Origin of the sequence: Hymenobacter siberiensis, assembly GCF_018967865.2 — a bacterium.
GTDB classification, from domain to species: Bacteria; Bacteroidota; Bacteroidia; order Cytophagales; family Hymenobacteraceae; genus Hymenobacter; species Hymenobacter siberiensis.
The window spans coordinates 2,982,952-2,997,493 of the sequence record NZ_JAHLZY020000001.1 but is presented as its reverse complement, the minus strand read 5'-3'; the positions used below and the strand labels follow the sequence as shown (position 1 = coordinate 2,997,493).

At 60.7% G+C, this 14,542-nt stretch carries 11 protein-coding genes; 5 read left to right on the top strand and 6 right to left on the bottom strand.

Translation table 11 applies throughout. The features are described 5' to 3' along the window. The first annotated feature begins 54 nt into the window (after window positions 1–54). Window positions 55–441 (top strand): hypothetical protein, encoded by a 387-nt coding sequence (locus KQ659_RS13290; protein WP_216680617.1) that lies wholly within the window; start codon window positions 55–57, stop codon window positions 439–441. A 381-nt stretch (window positions 442–822) separates the two neighbouring features. Further along, on the top strand, window positions 823–1,023 hold the full coding sequence (locus KQ659_RS13285; protein WP_216680618.1) for a hypothetical protein: 201 nt from the start codon (window positions 823–825) through the stop codon (window positions 1,021–1,023). A gap of 280 nt (window positions 1,024–1,303) precedes the next feature. Here KQ659_RS13285 and KQ659_RS13280 read toward each other — a convergent pair whose 3' ends face one another. Continuing rightward, a complete protein-coding gene (locus tag KQ659_RS13280; protein ID WP_216680619.1) occupies window positions 1,304–3,220 on the bottom strand; it encodes an ABC-F family ATP-binding cassette domain-containing protein in 1,917 nt (638 codons plus the stop codon). A gap of 62 nt (window positions 3,221–3,282) precedes the next feature. Beyond that, entirely contained in the window at window positions 3,283–4,020 is a 738-nt protein-coding gene (locus KQ659_RS13275; RefSeq protein ID WP_216680620.1) for a toxin-antitoxin system YwqK family antitoxin, read from the bottom strand. A 243-nt stretch (window positions 4,021–4,263) separates the two neighbouring features. Between KQ659_RS13275 and KQ659_RS13270 the strand changes: the two genes are divergently transcribed. Then, complete coding sequence (locus KQ659_RS13270) at window positions 4,264–4,557, top strand: type II toxin-antitoxin system HigB family toxin (RefSeq protein WP_216680621.1); 294 nt, start codon at window positions 4,264–4,266, stop codon at window positions 4,555–4,557. A gap of 19 nt (window positions 4,558–4,576) precedes the next feature. Beyond that, window positions 4,577–4,927 carry a helix-turn-helix domain-containing protein gene (locus KQ659_RS13265; RefSeq protein ID WP_216680622.1) on the top strand — a complete coding sequence of 117 codons (351 nt, stop codon included), beginning with the start codon at window positions 4,577–4,579 and terminating at the stop codon, window positions 4,925–4,927. Window positions 4,928–5,195: 268 nt separating this feature from the next. Here the strand turns inward: KQ659_RS13265 and KQ659_RS13260 are convergent, their stop codons facing one another. From KQ659_RS13260 to KQ659_RS13245, 4 genes are all read right to left on the bottom strand, one after another. Further along, window positions 5,196–8,024, bottom strand: a complete 2,829-nt coding sequence (locus KQ659_RS13260) for an alpha/beta hydrolase family protein (RefSeq protein WP_216688415.1) — start codon at window positions 8,022–8,024, stop codon at window positions 5,196–5,198. A gap of 281 nt (window positions 8,025–8,305) precedes the next feature. Beyond that, window positions 8,306–9,709 (bottom strand): amidohydrolase family protein, encoded by a 1,404-nt coding sequence (locus tag KQ659_RS13255; protein ID WP_216688416.1) that lies wholly within the window; start codon window positions 9,707–9,709, stop codon window positions 8,306–8,308. A gap of 117 nt (window positions 9,710–9,826) precedes the next feature. After that, window positions 9,827–12,358, bottom strand: a complete 2,532-nt coding sequence (locus KQ659_RS13250) for an ABC transporter permease (RefSeq protein ID WP_226929977.1) — start codon at window positions 12,356–12,358, stop codon at window positions 9,827–9,829. 434 nt (window positions 12,359–12,792) lie between these two features. Then, on the bottom strand, window positions 12,793–13,470 hold the full coding sequence (locus KQ659_RS13245; protein WP_216680625.1) for an ABC transporter ATP-binding protein: 678 nt from the start codon (window positions 13,468–13,470) through the stop codon (window positions 12,793–12,795). A gap of 314 nt (window positions 13,471–13,784) precedes the next feature. Here KQ659_RS13245 and KQ659_RS13240 point away from each other — a divergent pair, with 314 nt between their 5' ends. Beyond that, the gene (locus KQ659_RS13240) at window positions 13,785–14,471 is read left to right on the top strand and encodes an arylesterase (RefSeq protein WP_216680626.1); all 687 of its coding nucleotides are present in this window, start codon (window positions 13,785–13,787) and stop codon (window positions 14,469–14,471) included. Window positions 14,472–14,542 lie beyond the last annotated feature (71 nt).

The following is a 14,542-nucleotide window of genomic DNA, read 5'->3' as shown; positions in this document are numbered from 1 at the left end:
GCGTTTAGCAAATCATTCCCATTTTTGTGCCCAATCATCTGCCTTAGCGCCCCCATGAATACCGAAGAACTGAACCTCGCCCTCGTGGCCCTGATTGAAAAAAAGGCCGAGCTGCACACCCTTAAATACGACGACGCCCGCTACGACGAAGTGGAAGAAGCCCTGCACGACCTCGAAGACGACTTCAACGACGAATACGGCGACTTCTTGGAAACGGCGCTCGACAAAGTGCACACCGACCTGAAATCGGACACCGACGTGCTGCTGCCCACCGCCTACCTGCCCAGCAACCCCGGCGCTACGCCCACGCCCAAAGAAGGCGTGTGGGTTGATTCGGAGAAATACCCCGGCAAGGAAGCCCGCATTACGCTGATTCCAAATCCGGTACGTATCATGCTCACCGTGGGCAAGCAGGTGCAGCAGGAGCTCTGGAAAGCGTAGGCTTTGAATTATAAATTTTGAATTATAAATTATAAATTTGCGTAGCAAGCATTTGATGGCTGAACTCCATTTATAATTTATAATTCAAAAATTATAATTTGCAAAATGCTCTATCGCCTAGCCGAGCCTGCTGCCCGCCCCGATAAATGCCTTCGACCCCGAACCCGAAATAACGGCCCTGCACGACCGGGCTGAAAACGAAGCCACAAAAGCGGCCCGCATCGACTGGCTGGGGCTGGCCCTCGGGGCCGCCAGCATTGCTACGGATGTGGCCAGCATCGGCAAGCGCGAAACGCCCGCTCAGTACCAGAACCGCGCCGCCATCCACGATGCGGCCGTGGCCTACAGCTCATCTCCACCGCGTCTAAAATCGAGCACGCCGTGGCCGCCGACGTACTCCAGCAGCGCGCCGCCATGTTCCAGGAGTATGCCCTGCGCAAAGTGACGCTCGAACCCGGCCAGCAGGTGCGCGGCTACCGCTACTTTCCGTGCTACGACGCCGCCGATGGCCTGGTCGTGAAGGTCTCGGCAGAAAGCAGCATGGTGCCGCTGGAGTTCGCCCAGGTGCGCAAACGGCAATAGTGAATAATTGCTGAATGCCATAGCGTTTACCGTGCCTTTCGATTCCTTTCCACTCTTATACTCCTTTACTGCTATGCAAACATTGCCTTCTGCCTGGCTGATTGAAAGCGCCCGCCATCAGAAAAAATCTCAACGAAACGGATTAATAATAAGCGGCATATTGGTTCCCACCGCCGTATTAGTTCAGCTATTTGGTTAAAAACAATAGCCCCGGCAACTTGCCGGGGCTATTGTTTTTATAAGTCATTGGCTCATTTAATGGGCCGGTTTGGGGTGGCGTTTACCCGAGGTCAGCCAATTCCAGCCACCGTTCTTCCTTCTCGCCCAGCTCTTTCTCAATAGCGGCCAGGCGGGCACCCCACGCGGCGAAGTCCTGCGGCGAGCCGCTGCCGCCGTTCAGTTTGGCGGTGATTTCCTCCTTCTCAGCTTCCAAAGTCGCCATGACTTTTTCGAGCTGCTCGTACTCCTTCTTTTCGGCGAAGGTGGCGCGGCGCTTTTGGGGCGAAGGAGCCACGGCCGTGCTCACGGCAACTGGTGCGGCCAGCTTGGCGGCGGCGCGGGCGGCTTTAGCGGCCTTTTCTTCCTCAATCAGCGCGGCTTCGGTTTCGCGCTCTTCGAGGTAGTCGCGGTAGTCGGTGTAGTTGCCGGGGAAGTTGAGGATGGCCCCGCCGGGCTCGAGCACGAAGAGGTGCTCGGCGAGGTGGTCGAGGAAGTACCGGTCGTGGCTGACGATGAGCAGGCAGCCAGTGAAGTGCATCAGGAAGTCTTCCAGGATGTTGAGCGTGCCCAGGTCGAGGTCGTTGGTGGGCTCGTCGAGAATGAGGAAGTTGGGGTTCTTAATGAGCACGCGCAGCAGCTGCAGGCGGCGCTTTTCGCCACCGCTCAGCTTGCTCACCAGCGTGTACTGCTGGGCCGGCGGGAACAGGAACAGGTTGAGGAACTGGCTGGCGGTGAGCACGTCGCCGTTGGCGAGCTCCACCACTTCGGCCACTTCCTTCACGATGTCGATGACGCGCTGGGTGGGGTCAAATTCCAGCTCGGTCTGGGTGTAGTAGCCGAACACGGTGTTGGTGCCCACTTCGATGGTGCCGGAATCGGCCTGGAGCTTGCCGGTGAGCATGTTCATGAGTGTGGATTTGCCCACGCCGTTGGGGCCGACCAAGCCAATGCGGTCCTTTTTCTTGAAGACGTAGTTGAAATCGTCGAGCACGGTGAGGTCGCCGAATTTTTTGGTCAGGTTGTGGGCTTCGATGATTTTGCCGCCCTGGCGGGTGGTTTTCACGCTCAGCTCAATCTGTTGCTTGTTGAGGTTGGTGCTGGCTTTTTCCTTGGTGACGTAGAAGGCGTCGATGCGGGCTTTTTGCTTGGTGCCGCGGGCCTGGGGCATGCGGCGCATCCAGTCGAGCTCCTTTTTGAAGAGCTGGCGGGCCTTCTCCACTTCCACGGTTTCGCGCATTTCGCGGTCGGCCTTTTTCTCCACGAAATAGGCGTAGTTGCCCTGGTAGCGGTACATCTGGCCCTTGTCGAGCTCCACGATTTCATTGGCCACCTTGTCCAGAAAGTACCGGTCGTGGGTCACCATCAGCAGCGTGAGGCTGGGCGAGTTCAGGCGGTTTTCGAGCCACTCGATGGTGGCTAGGTCGAGGTGGTTGGTGGGTTCGTCGAGGAGCAGTACGTCGGGCTCTTCGATGAGTACGCGGGCCAGGGCCACGCGCTTGCGCTGCCCGCCCGAGAGCATGCTCACGTTGCGTTGGAGCAGCTCGCCGAGGATGCCCAATTTGCCCAGTATCTGCTGCACCTGGGCTTCGTAGTCCCAGGCGTTCAGCGAATCCATCCGCTCCAGCACGCGCTGGAGGTCGTCGGGCTTGTGGTTTTCGTCGTTGATGACGTGCTCGTACTCCTGGATGGCCTTGAGCGTGTCGTTCTGGCTGGCGAAGATGGTTTCTTCCACGGTCAGGCTTTCGTCGAACACGGGCTGCTGGCCCAGGTAGGTTACGCGGATGCCCTTGCGCACGCTCACCGAGCCGGTATCGGGGTTTTCGAGGCCGGCCAGCACGCGCATGAGCGTGGTTTTGCCGGTGCCGTTGATGCCCACAAAGGCCACGCGCTGCCCTTGTTGCAGGCCGAAGTTGAGGTTTTGAAACAGCCAGCGGTCGGCGTAATTCTTCGAGATGTTCTCGGCGGATAACAGATTCATAGTGTGTAAAGGTACGGCCGGGGCGGGCGGGGTTTTTGTCTTATGGAAAGCAATTCCGTTAGCTAACGCTGTACAGTTGGCTTCTTGACAAAGAATGGTCTGGACCCGGACATTTCATCAACCGATAATGAATCTTCAGGAATGTTCGTCCATGGACTGTCGGGCTGAATAAATTTGTAGGCGAAAGTGTTGGCTCCAAGATGAGTTGGGGGGAATGAGAAATAAAAGCGTCCATCTCTATTCTGGTGCACAACTTGAAAGGTATCAAGTAAAGGGTACCGTTCTTCTGCTTTCAAATCTCTGCCTAGTCTACCCACCAACATTGTCACTTTGCTCTTTAGAGGGTAACCGAAATGAATATACCCTGTAAATTTCTCTCCCCATACAATTGTATCATTAGCTTCTACAATAGGCATAAATGTGCTACTGGCAGGCTGGCTCTCATTTTTGTAATTCCTGATTAATACTTCGCGCCCTGCTGCGTTAAGAGTCCGACGTTCCTCAGGCTTACCTAGAGAATCAAATAACACTGTACTCACTTTGACTCCATTCTTGTAATAGGCAAACTCTTTTGGAATACCAGCAGAAGAATATAGACGTGCGCTACCATTTCGCTTGCTTTCGTACCAGTTAGAAATACTCTCCACCTTGCCATTCGGATAATACCATGTAATAAGCCCATGTAAGGCTTTCCCTTTCATGGAGGCTGCTGCTTTTAGCTTTCCATTAGGAAAATATAGATTCTCCGTGTGAATACGTTGGTTGTCTGAACACCCCGCATAGCAAAAGGAGAAGCACATGAGTAGCAAGGAGGCAAACCGATTTTTAATAGTTCTCTGCATTTAGTGGCATGGCTGGAGATAACGAGAATCAAACTTAGCTTAAAGCCACATCAAGTACCTCCAGCCCCTGCCGCAGCCCCCGACACGCCCCGTCGCGGCGGGGGCGGAGGGGCAGCGGGAACGATGCAACCGCGCTTTGTTGGCCAGCCGCAAACTGTTAGCTTCGCAGAAACGTTAGAGAATTACAAAATATGTAATCGTATGGTGGTGCTGGCTAAATCGGCGGTGAAGGAAGCGGCCATTCGGTACCCTGGCTGCGCCAGGGCGCTGAACGAGTGGTACGACGTGACCCGCGCCGCCAGCTGGAAGGATTTTCTGGCCGTGAAGCAGACGTATCGGAATACCGACTACGTGGCCCCCGACCGGCTGGTGTTTGATGTGTGCGGCAACCGCCTGCGGGTGATTACGCTGGTGCATTTCAGCACCCGCACGCTGTACATCCTGTTCATCGGCACGCACGCCGACTACGATAAGCTTGACGTGAGCACGCTTTAATCTTATAAACCTTCTTGCTATGACTATTCGCACCGCCACTGAATACCAAGCCGCGCTGCTGGAACTGAAGCGGCTTATTACCATGGCTCCCGAGGGCGACGCGGCTATTGCGACCCTGGCCGGAGCCATTGACGACTACGAAATTCGGGCTGGCCACGGCCCAGTGCGGCCCGATACGCTCATCGGCCGGCTGGAAATAGAGATGTTCAACCGCCAGCTCAACCGCAAGCAGATGGCCGAGTTGCTCGGCATCCCCGCCAGCCGGTTCAGCGACTTGCTCAATGGCAAAACCAGCGTGACCATGAGTCTGGCCAAGAAGCTTCATAAGACGCTGAATATTCCGGCCGATTTTATTCTGGAGGCGGCTTAGGCTTAGCTATTGTGCCGCCGCCCCTCCCGCCGCACCCGACACTCCCCGTCGCGGCGGGGGCGCAGGATAAGCTTCATAGTTTCAGTCAATGTAAAAGGTCCGTTTCCAGGGGTAGAAACGGGCCTTTTCTGCTGGGTCGTTCTGGCGGTGCGCTTTACCCCCGGCCCCTCTCCGAAAAGGCGAGGGGAGCCTGACGATGCTCCCGAACGCTCCCCCTCTCCTTTTCGGAGAGGGGGCCGGGGGGGGGGGAGGCGAACGTTCGCACCGCCTACAACCCGGTTCCCTTCGTCGTTTCCAGGCCCCAGTTGCGGCCTTTTTCCACGGCGGGTACGCCGGTGCTGAGCCACACGGGGGCGGGTTGGCCTTTGAGGTAGTAGTCGAAGAACTGCAACTCGCGGATGGAAATATCCTTGCGGTTTTCGCGCTTCACCAGGTTGTGGGCCTCGCCGTTGTATTGCAGCAGCCACACGGGCTTGCCCAGGCGGCGCAGGTCGGTGAACATTTCGATGCCCTGGTACCACGGCACGGCCCCGTCGGCGTCGTTCGACATGATGACCACGGGCGTCTGCACTTTGGGCAGCGAAAACAGCGGCGAGTTGCGGATGTAGAGCTCGGGCTTTTCCCATAGGGTGCCGCCGATGCGGCTCTGGGTGCGCTCGTACTGGAACTGCCGGCTCATGCCCGATTCCCAGCGGATGCCGCCGTAGGCCGAGGTCATGTTCACGACGGGCGCGCCCGCCCAGGCGGCGGCGTACATGTTGGTCTGGGTGATGAGGTAGGCCACCTGGTAGCCGCCCCAGCTCTGGCCCTGCAGGCCGAGGTGCGCGGCATCGACCCAGGTATTTTGCTTGAGCGCTTCCACGCCGGAATTCACGTACTCCATGGCCGAGGGGCCGGGCTCGCCCACGGTGTAGCTGATGTCGGGTGTGAAAACGAGGTAGCCGTTGCTGGCAAACATGGCGATGTCGAGCCGCGAGGGCGTGGGCGCGGGCGCCTGATAGCGGTAGATGCCGTCCGAGAGCTTCTCGTAGAAGTACGAAATCATCGGGTACTTCTTCGTGGGGTCGAAGTTTTCGGGTTTGTAGAGCACGCCGGTGGCGGCGTGGCCCTGCGGCGTGGTCCAGTGCACGAGCTCGGCCGTGAACCAGTTGTAGTCCTTTTGCTGGGCATTAATAGCGCTGAGCCTGGTTTCCTTTTGCAGGTCAGCGCTCACATACACGTCGGCCGGCTGGCTTACGCTCGATTTGGTGTAGAGGTAGCGGCGGGCGTTTTTGGCCTGCTCCACGTTCGAGTAGGCCATGGGGGCCGTGGTCAGGCGCTCGGGGGCTTTGGTGCTCCCAATGGGCTTGCGGTAGTAGCCCCAGGTTTTGTCCACGTCGTTCTGCGTCAGCAGCAGCAGTTCATCCTTGGGCTCGATAAACTTCTGCTTCTCTATCGGCAGGCGGTAGCGGAAGCGCAGCTTCTGCTGGCGGCCCAGGCCGGCGGTGAAATTGCTGGCCGAGCCGGTTTTGGGGTTGATTTTCCAGATATCGTACCGGTCGTAGAGTAGTACGGCTTCGTCGTTCTTCGTCCAGGCGGCCACGCCGTAGGGCTCGGGGTCGGTGGGCGAGTCGTTCTCCTCATCGGCGAAGCTGACGCCGGTTTTTTGGGTCAGGTTCACGGTTTGGCGGGTGGCCACCGAGTAGGCAAACCACGCCTTGGCCGCGTCGTCGTACCACAGGGCATAGTCGCCGTGGGGCGAAATCTGGAAGCGGCTTTTCAAGGCTTTGGGGTTGATGGCCACGCGCTGGCCGGTGCGCGTGGATACCAGGTAGGCCTGCTTGCGGGTGTTGCCTTCCCATTGCAGCGAGATGCGCTTGGCCGTGTCGGTGGTGGCCAGCACGTATTCGGCGTTGGTGTTGTCGGCCAGGTAGGAGTCGCGCAGGTACTCATCCTCCAGCTGTACGAACTTGTTGCCCTGCTTCGGGTATATGACGGCCAGGTAGTTGCGCTGTAAATCCTTCTTCAACGTCTTCAGCTGCATGGGCTGCAGGTAGTCATCCTTGTAGTTCCAGATGTCGAGCTTGGCGTGCTCAAAGTCCACCAGCGTGGTATCCTGCGGCAGCGGGTTGGGCGCGGTGCCGAAAAACAGCTTCTCGCCGTTCTCGCTGAACTGGATTTTGCCGAAGCCGCTCGGCGACCAGTTCGCCTTCAACGCCTTGTCGCCCGGCCGCAAAACAATAGCCGCCGTGTCTTTCGTAAAGTCCGAGTAGTACAGGCCGAACGGCTTCACCAGTGCCTTTTCCGGGTGCTTTTCGGCTGCGAAAGCCAGCTGCCGGCCGGCGTCGTCAAACGCCAGGTTCTTATAGGTGCCCTTGCCGCTGCTCAGCTTCTTAAGGCTGCCTGAAGCTACATCAACCGCATACAAACCCGACTGCACGTCCTTGCTGCCTTTGGGGGCCAGCACGGCGAAAGCCACGCGGTTGCCCGGCTTGCTCATCTGGTAGTCGGTCACGGCCGCAAATTCGCGGGTGCGGCCGGTCAGCAGGCTGATGACCGTGAGCGGTGCGCCGGCTTTGTTAGCCCCGAGCAGGCCGTCGGTGAGTTTCTTCAGCGTGTCGGCTGGGGCGGTGGGTTTCGCCTCCTTCAGCGCCGGCTTGTTGCCCAGGAATGCCAACACGGGGGCTTTCTCAGCCAGCTGCCACGACTTCACGTTGGGGTATTTGGTGAGCTTGCCGGTTTCGAGCGCGAACACGCCCAGCGAATCCTTGGGCATATCGTCGGGCTTTTTCTTCTTGATTTTGGCCTGCCGTACCAGCGCATAAGGCGGCTTGATGGGGAAGACCACGAACTTCGAATCGGCCGAAAACGCCGCCGAGTCGCCCCGGCTGATGCTGGCCAGCGGGCGGTTATCAAAGGTTTTCAGGTAGAGCGTGCCGTCGCCCTGCTGGGGCTTTACCTGATACAGCACGTACCGGCCGTTGGGGCTGATTTTGGCGTTGGCCACGCTCTCCCACTTGTCATAAACAGAATGGTCGAGCGGCTTTTTGGGAGCCTGTTGGGCCAGCGCGGGCAGTTGGCTGGCGAGGCCGGCAAACAGAAGTAAGTGCTTGTGCATAGAGGGCGGGATTATGCCCAAATATAGCTCTGCGCTTCGCTAAGAATCCGCCCACCTAGGGCGTCATGCAGCGCGCAGCGAAGTATCTTTACCGCAACCGTAATTGATTGCATTGCGCGGTAAAGATGCTTCGCTGGGCTCTGCATGACGTGCTTTTTTAGCGTCTATTCGGATAGCCCCTAAGCTTCGGACGTGTCTGAAGAGGCGAAGTCACTTTAATCGCAGAATGCTCAGGATGACAGGGTTTTGCAGGAGTTAATAGTTGCTCTCCTTCCCTGATGCTACTTCCCGGCGGCCACCTGCTGCAAGCGCTGCCGCAACTGCTGCAGGTCTGGCTGTGAGAGGTATTGCCCATCGGCCAGCACGCCCACAATGCGCTGGGTATTGGCAATGTCGGTCAGCGGATTGGCGCTGAGCAGCACGAGGTCGGCCAGCCGGCCGGCCTGCACGGAGCCGAAATCGGCTTGCCGCTTGAAAAATTTCGCTGGGTTGAGCGTGGCGGTTTGCAGGGCTTCAAGGGGCGTGAAACCGGCCGCCACGAAGCGCTGCAGCTCCAGGTGCAGGCTGGCCCCCGGAATCAGGTCGACGCCCGCCGGGGTGTCGGTGCCGGCCAGGAAGCCTACGTGCGCCGCGTGCAGCTTTCGCACCAAGTCGAGCTCGTGGGTGACGAAGCGGGCGCGCACCGGCAGCGGCTCGGTGTCCATGGTGCGGATGATGCTGGCCTGGGCCTTGGGCCAGCGCTGCGCCACCCAGCTGTGGCCGGCGTAAGTCAGGTCGGGGTCTTGCCCCCAAGCAATGGAATCGACCAGCCATTGGCCCCGTTCCCAGTATAGGGTGGGGCATTGCCACACCTGCGGGTGCGCCGCCAGCACCCGGATAATGGCGGCCTCGCGGGGGGCGTTGTAAGTGGCCAGCAGCCGACCCGGCGACTTCTCCTGGCCCGCCACGTAGGCGTCTTCGGCCGTCGAGCTGGCTTCAAAAATGCCAATTAAGTGCTCGAAGGAGCGTTGGCCCGCCGTCAGGGCTTCGGTGGCGCGCACTGCGTCGGGTACGTGGCCGTCCAGGGCGAGGCCCACTTTCTTCGCTTCGGCCGCGATGGCGAAATAGGCTTCGCGCGGCACCAGCGACTGCACCTTGATGAAGTCGACGCCCCGCGCTTTGAGGCGGTCAACCGCCTGGCGGCCATCTTCGGGCGTCGCAATGGCGATGGAGGCCTTGTAGGGCGATTTCGGCCCGTCCAGCATCGGGCCGCTCACCACCAGGCGCGGTCCCAGCCGCCGGTGCGCGGCGATATCGGCCCGCGCTTTCAGTATCGAGTCGAGCTCGCTACCCATGTCGCGGATTCCGGTGATGCCGTTGGCCAGCAGCAGGGGCAGAATAAGGTCGGTGCCAGCGGCGGCCGTGCCGTCGAAATAAACGTGGGTATGCATGTCCCAGAGCCCCGGGATGAGGTACTGGCCGGTGGCGTCGACCACCTTTCCAACCTTCGGATTGACGCGAGCCGAAGGGCTCACCCGGGCAATGTGTTTGCCAGCAATTACCACCGTCATGTCGGGCCGGATGTTGCCCGTTGCCACGTCCACCACGTTGGCATGCACGATGGTCAGTTGCTGGGCTTGTGCCGCGCCGGACGTGAAGAGCAGCGCAATGCAAAGCCGTTTGGAGAATCGGATGAAGGCAGGCATAAGAAAAACGAATAAGTGCGGAAGCAAGCCTACTGGCTGCCTCGAAGGTAGGGCGCACAATGGCCAGTAGACTGCCCGGCCCTTGCCGGCGTCGCGGCCGTCGCTCATCCTACCGTTTTACCCTTCGGCCCGCAGCACCTCCAGCGGCGAGCGCCGCAGCACGTCGCGGCTATTGAACAGGCCAATGCCCGCCGTGAGCGCCGTCACCAGCCCTGCCAGGCCCAGCAGGGGCAGCACGGCCGGCCCGAAGCTGGCTTCGAACACCCACACGGCTAGCGCCCAGGCCGCCAGCACGGCCAGCCCAATGCCGGCCAGCGCCGCCAGCAGCCCCAACAGGCCGTATTCGACCAGCGTGATGCGCAGAATCTGGGCCCGGCTGGCGCCCAGCGTACGCAGCAGCACGCTTTCGCGCACGCGCTGGTAGCGGCTGATAACCACCGAGCTGCTGAGCACCAGCAGACCCGTGAGGATGCTGAAGCCAGCCATGAAGCGAATTACAAAAGATATTTTGTCCACGATATCGTTTAGCGTAGTCAGAATCAGGCCCAGGTCGATGGCCGACACGTTGGGGAACTGTTGCACCAAGGCCTGCTCCACGCGGGCCAGCACCGCCGTGTTGGGCGTGCGCGTGAGCACGACCTCAAACTGTGGCGCGCCTTCGAGCACCCCGGCCGGAAAAATCACCAGGAAGCTGGGCTGCACCCGGCTGCGGTCAATTTCCCGGGTGCCGCCGATGATGGTGCGCTGCGACAGGCCCTGCACGTTGAAATCGAGCGTATCGCCCAGTTTCAGCTTAACGCGCTCCAGATAGCCGCTCTCCACTGAGATGCGCGGAATTTTATCGGGACCAATGCGGGGCCGGGTTCCGGCCGTGAGCTTTTCGGAGGAGTTCAGCGAGTCGCGGAATGTGACTCGGTACTCGCGGGTGAGGGCCCAGGCGGGAATGCCACGCGCCGTATCCTTCTTAATAATGGAGACGGATGTGCCGTTGATGGCCGTGAGGCGCATGGTCACGATGGGTACGCGCTGGAGCACGGGCAGCTTTTGCGCCGTCAGCAGTGCTTCCACCCCGGCGCGCTGCTCGGGCTGAATATCAAACAGCACGAGGTTGGCCGCCGATTTCTGGCCGGCAATCTGCACGCGGCCCAGCAGCATGGCCTGGGTGAGGAAGAGCGTGGCCAGTAGAAATGTGCCCAGTCCGATGGAGGTTACCAGCGTGAGCGTCTGGTTTTGGGGCCGGTAGAGGTTGGCCAGGCCCTGCCGCCACACGTAGCCCCAGCCGGCGGGAAAGAAGCGGCGCACGGCCCCCATCAGCAGGCGACCCAGCCCGGCCAGCGCCCCGAAGGCCGCCAGCAGCCCCGCTCCGAAGCCCAGCGTAAGCTTCCAGTCGCGCGTCTGGCCATAGGCGAAGGCGAGGATGAATACCCCGATGATGGCAATAACGACGAGTCGCAGCGGGTCGGGCGCGGCCGTATCGTCCTCAAACGCCGTGCGCAGCACCCGCAGCGGCGACACCCGCCGGATGCTCAGCAGCGGCAGCAGCGCGAAGAGCACCGCCATCAACAGCCCCGTGAGCAGGCCCGTGCCAATGGCGGCCCACGAGATGCTCACCGTAATATCCACGGGCAGGAAATCGCCCAGCACCCGCGGTAGCAACCCTTGCACGGCCGCCCCCAGCGCTGCCCCCAGCACCGCCCCGATGAAGCCGAGGCCGGTCGTTTGAATCAGATAAATTAGCAGCGCCTGCTTGCCGCTGGCACCCAGGCAGCGCAGCACGGCCACGGCGGCCAGCTTTTCGCGCACGTAGAGGTTCACGGCGCTGGCCACGCCCACGCAGCCCAGTAATAGCGCCACGAAGGCCACCAGGCTGAGGTAACGGGTTAGGTCGGCGAAGGCGCGGCCGGTGCTTTGCTGGCGGCTGGCCACGGTATCGGTGTCGATGTCGGCGGCGTCGAGGCGGGCCTGCAGGGGTTTGAGGATGGCGGCCACGTCGGTGTCCGGTGCAAACTGGTAGCTGCGGGTGTACTTCACCCGGCTGCCGCGCTGCACCAGCCCGGTGGCCGTGACCTGGCCCAGGGGCAGAAACACGGTAGGTGCCACGGCCGTGGTAATGCCCGACTGCCCCGGCGTTTTCAGCACGCGCCCAATGATGGGCAGCACCACCTGGCCCACCTGCACCGAATCGCCGATTTTAGCGCCGAACTGCACCAGCAACGCATCATCGACCAGCGCGCCCGGCGCGGCGGTCGTATCGGCGAAGTGGATAGCGGCCGCTTTTGGCTGCACCTCCCACGCACCGTAGAAAAAGCCGCCGGAGCGCGCCCGCACCTGCGCCAGCCGTGTGCCCTTGCCCGGCCGGAACTGCACCAGCGAAGCAAAGGAGACTTCCCGCGTTTGGGCCGTGCCGAGGGTTGTAAGGGCCGGTTCCAGCTTGGCATCGAAGGGTTGGTTGGCGCTGAGTACGAGGTCGGCCCCGAGCAGTTCCCGCGCCTGCCCGGCAATGCTGCGGGCCAGGTTGTCGCCAAAGGAATTGATGCCCACCAGCGCCGCGATGCCCAGGATAATGCTGGCCATAAAAAGCAGCAGCCGCGCCCGGCTGCGGCGGCTGTCGCGCCACGCCATGCGGAAAAGCCAGGAAGTATTGGTCATAATTTGAGAGATTAACTGGCGCGAGTTTGGGCGAAGCCGTAACTCGTGCCGGACTATGGGTGGAGGCTGTGCCTCCACTGCCGCGCAGCGGCAATGCTGAGCTGCGCAGTAAGCACGGTATTCTTTTGATAGCTACAGTTTCGCTAGCCATCGTTTGAATGAAGCGACAACTACAGGCGTGGTGTAAAGCGAGTTTGTGATTCGCTACGAATGCTCCGGAGGGCAAGTTCCCCCGGGTGGCAAGTTGCAAACTCGCCTCACCGTAGGCGCGTAGTCGTCGCTTCGCTTAGACTATGGCCAGTGTGCATGCTGCTTTTGGGATAAACGGTAGCTGCTCAGGCGAGTCGTTCTGGCTGGTCGTTCTGGTGCGAGGCACAGCCTCGCCCGATTTTGGGCACGAGTTACGGCTTTGCCCAAACTCGCGCCAGGCTGTGCTAATGAACTGCTTCCTCCACCACTTTACCCCCGCGTAGCCGCAGCGTGCGCTGTGTCTTCGCAGCCAGCTCCAAATCGTGGGTTACCAGCACCAGCGTGGTGCCGGCTTCGCGGTTGAGCTCGAACAATAAGTCCACTACTTTCTCGCTGGTGTCGGGGTCGAGGTTGCCGGTGGGCTCGTCGGCGAAGAGCACGGCGGGGCGGTTGGCGAAGGCGCGGGCCAGGCTCACGCGCTGCTGCTCGCCACCGGATAGCTGGGCGGGGTAGTGGCCAGCGCGGGCGGCCAAGCCCACGCGGTCGAGCAGGTCGAGGGCGGTTTTGGTGGCTCCGCGTTGGCCGCGCAACTCCAGCGGCACCAGCACGTTTTCGAGGGCCGTGAGGGTGGGCAGGAGCTGGAAGTTCTGGAAAATAAAGCCGACGTGCTGGTTGCGCACGGCGGCGCGCTCGTCCTCGCTCAGGTTATCGAGCTGAATATTATTCAGCCACACGCTGCCCGAAGTGGCGCGGTCCAGGCCGGCGCAAAGGCCCAGAAGCGTGGTTTTGCCCGAGCCCGAGGAGCCCACAATGGCAAAGGTGTCGCCGGCCGCCAGCTCGAAGCTGACGCCGTGGAGCACCGTGAGCGGCTGGCCGGCGCTGGGGTAGGTTTTAGTGAGGTTTTCGACGCGGAGAATGGACATTGATTATGGCAGGAGGGTGTGGGAGTAGGCGGGGAGGAGGGTTGGGAGGAAAAAAGAACGGTCATGCTCATCTGGTGTCCGCGCAGCCGAAGCATCTCGCGTGCAGCAGTGAATCAATCGTTGGCTACGCCGACCTTCGGCTGAAAAGGGATTAGTGGTGGCACGCGAGATGCTTCGGCTGCGCTCAGTATGACGTTCTTGTGGTTGGTCAAGCTGCTCACTACACAACCGCGCCGCCACCCGTTCGTTCCCTAAGACGTTGAAACCGCCGGCATGTTTTCCGGCTTTACGGTTTCGTGCCCCAAACGCTGCTTATGAAATTCCTGCATTTGCCCTTCGCCGCCCTGCTTGGGCTGGCCCTCACCGCCTGCAACGCCGGCCCCACGGCCGAGCAGCCGGCTGCTTCAGCTACGCCGGTTGCCACTGCCCCGGCCGCAGCCAAAACGTCCACCAAACGCCTGCTGTTCTTCGGCAACAGCCTCACCGCCGGCTACGGCGTAGAGCCTGAAGAAGCCTTCGCGGGCCTAATTGGCAATAAAATCGACTCCCTCAAACTCGGTTACGAAGTGATAAACGCCGGCCTGAGCGGCGAAACCACCGCCGGCGGCCGCAGCCGCGTGAGCTGGATTCTGAAACAGCCCGTCGACATATTCGTGCTGGAGCTGGGCGGCAACGACGGCCTGCGCGGCCTGCCCCTCTCGGCCACCCGCGAAAACCTGCAAGGCATCATCGACACGGTGCGGCGGCGTAGCCCCGGCGCGCAAATTGTGCTGGCCGGCATGCAGATTCCGCCCAACATGGGCCAGTCCTACGCCAATGATTTCAAGGCTATTTATCAGGAAATTGCTGCCAAAAACCACCTCGTTCTCATTCCCTTCCTGCTCGAAGGCGTGGGCGGCGACCGTAGCCTGAACCAGGCCGACGGCATTCACCCCACGGCGGCCGGGCACCGCATCGTAGCGCGCACAGTGTGGGCGGTGCTCCAGCCGCTGGTGCGGTGAGGTGTGAGATGGTGAAATGGTGAGGTTGATATGCAATTAGCGCGAGTGGTGCGGAAGAAACATCAACCTCA

Bases quoted from the DNA above. Each gene is read 5' to 3' on its own strand.
- KQ659_RS13290 (WP_216680617.1), top strand. From the start codon at position 55: ATGAATACCGAAGAACTGAACCTCGCCCTCGTGGCCCTGATTGAAAAA.
- KQ659_RS13280 (WP_216680619.1), bottom strand. From the start codon at position 3,220: ATGAATCTGTTATCCGCCGAGAACATCTCGAAGAATTACGCCGACCGC.
- KQ659_RS13275 (WP_216680620.1), bottom strand. From the start codon at position 4,020: ATGTGCTTCTCCTTTTGCTATGCGGGGTGTTCAGACAACCAACGTATT.
- KQ659_RS13270 (WP_216680621.1), top strand. From the start codon at position 4,264: ATGGTGGTGCTGGCTAAATCGGCGGTGAAGGAAGCGGCCATTCGGTAC.
- KQ659_RS13265 (WP_216680622.1), top strand. From the start codon at position 4,577: ATGACTATTCGCACCGCCACTGAATACCAAGCCGCGCTGCTGGAACTG.
- KQ659_RS13260 (WP_216688415.1), bottom strand. From the start codon at position 8,024: ATGCACAAGCACTTACTTCTGTTTGCCGGCCTCGCCAGCCAACTGCCC.
- KQ659_RS13255 (WP_216688416.1), bottom strand. From the start codon at position 9,709: ATGCCTGCCTTCATCCGATTCTCCAAACGGCTTTGCATTGCGCTGCTC.
- KQ659_RS13250 (WP_226929977.1), bottom strand. From the start codon at position 12,358: ATGACCAATACTTCCTGGCTTTTCCGCATGGCGTGGCGCGACAGCCGC.
- KQ659_RS13245 (WP_216680625.1), bottom strand. From the start codon at position 13,470: ATGTCCATTCTCCGCGTCGAAAACCTCACTAAAACCTACCCCAGCGCC.
- KQ659_RS13240 (WP_216680626.1), top strand. From the start codon at position 13,785: ATGAAATTCCTGCATTTGCCCTTCGCCGCCCTGCTTGGGCTGGCCCTC.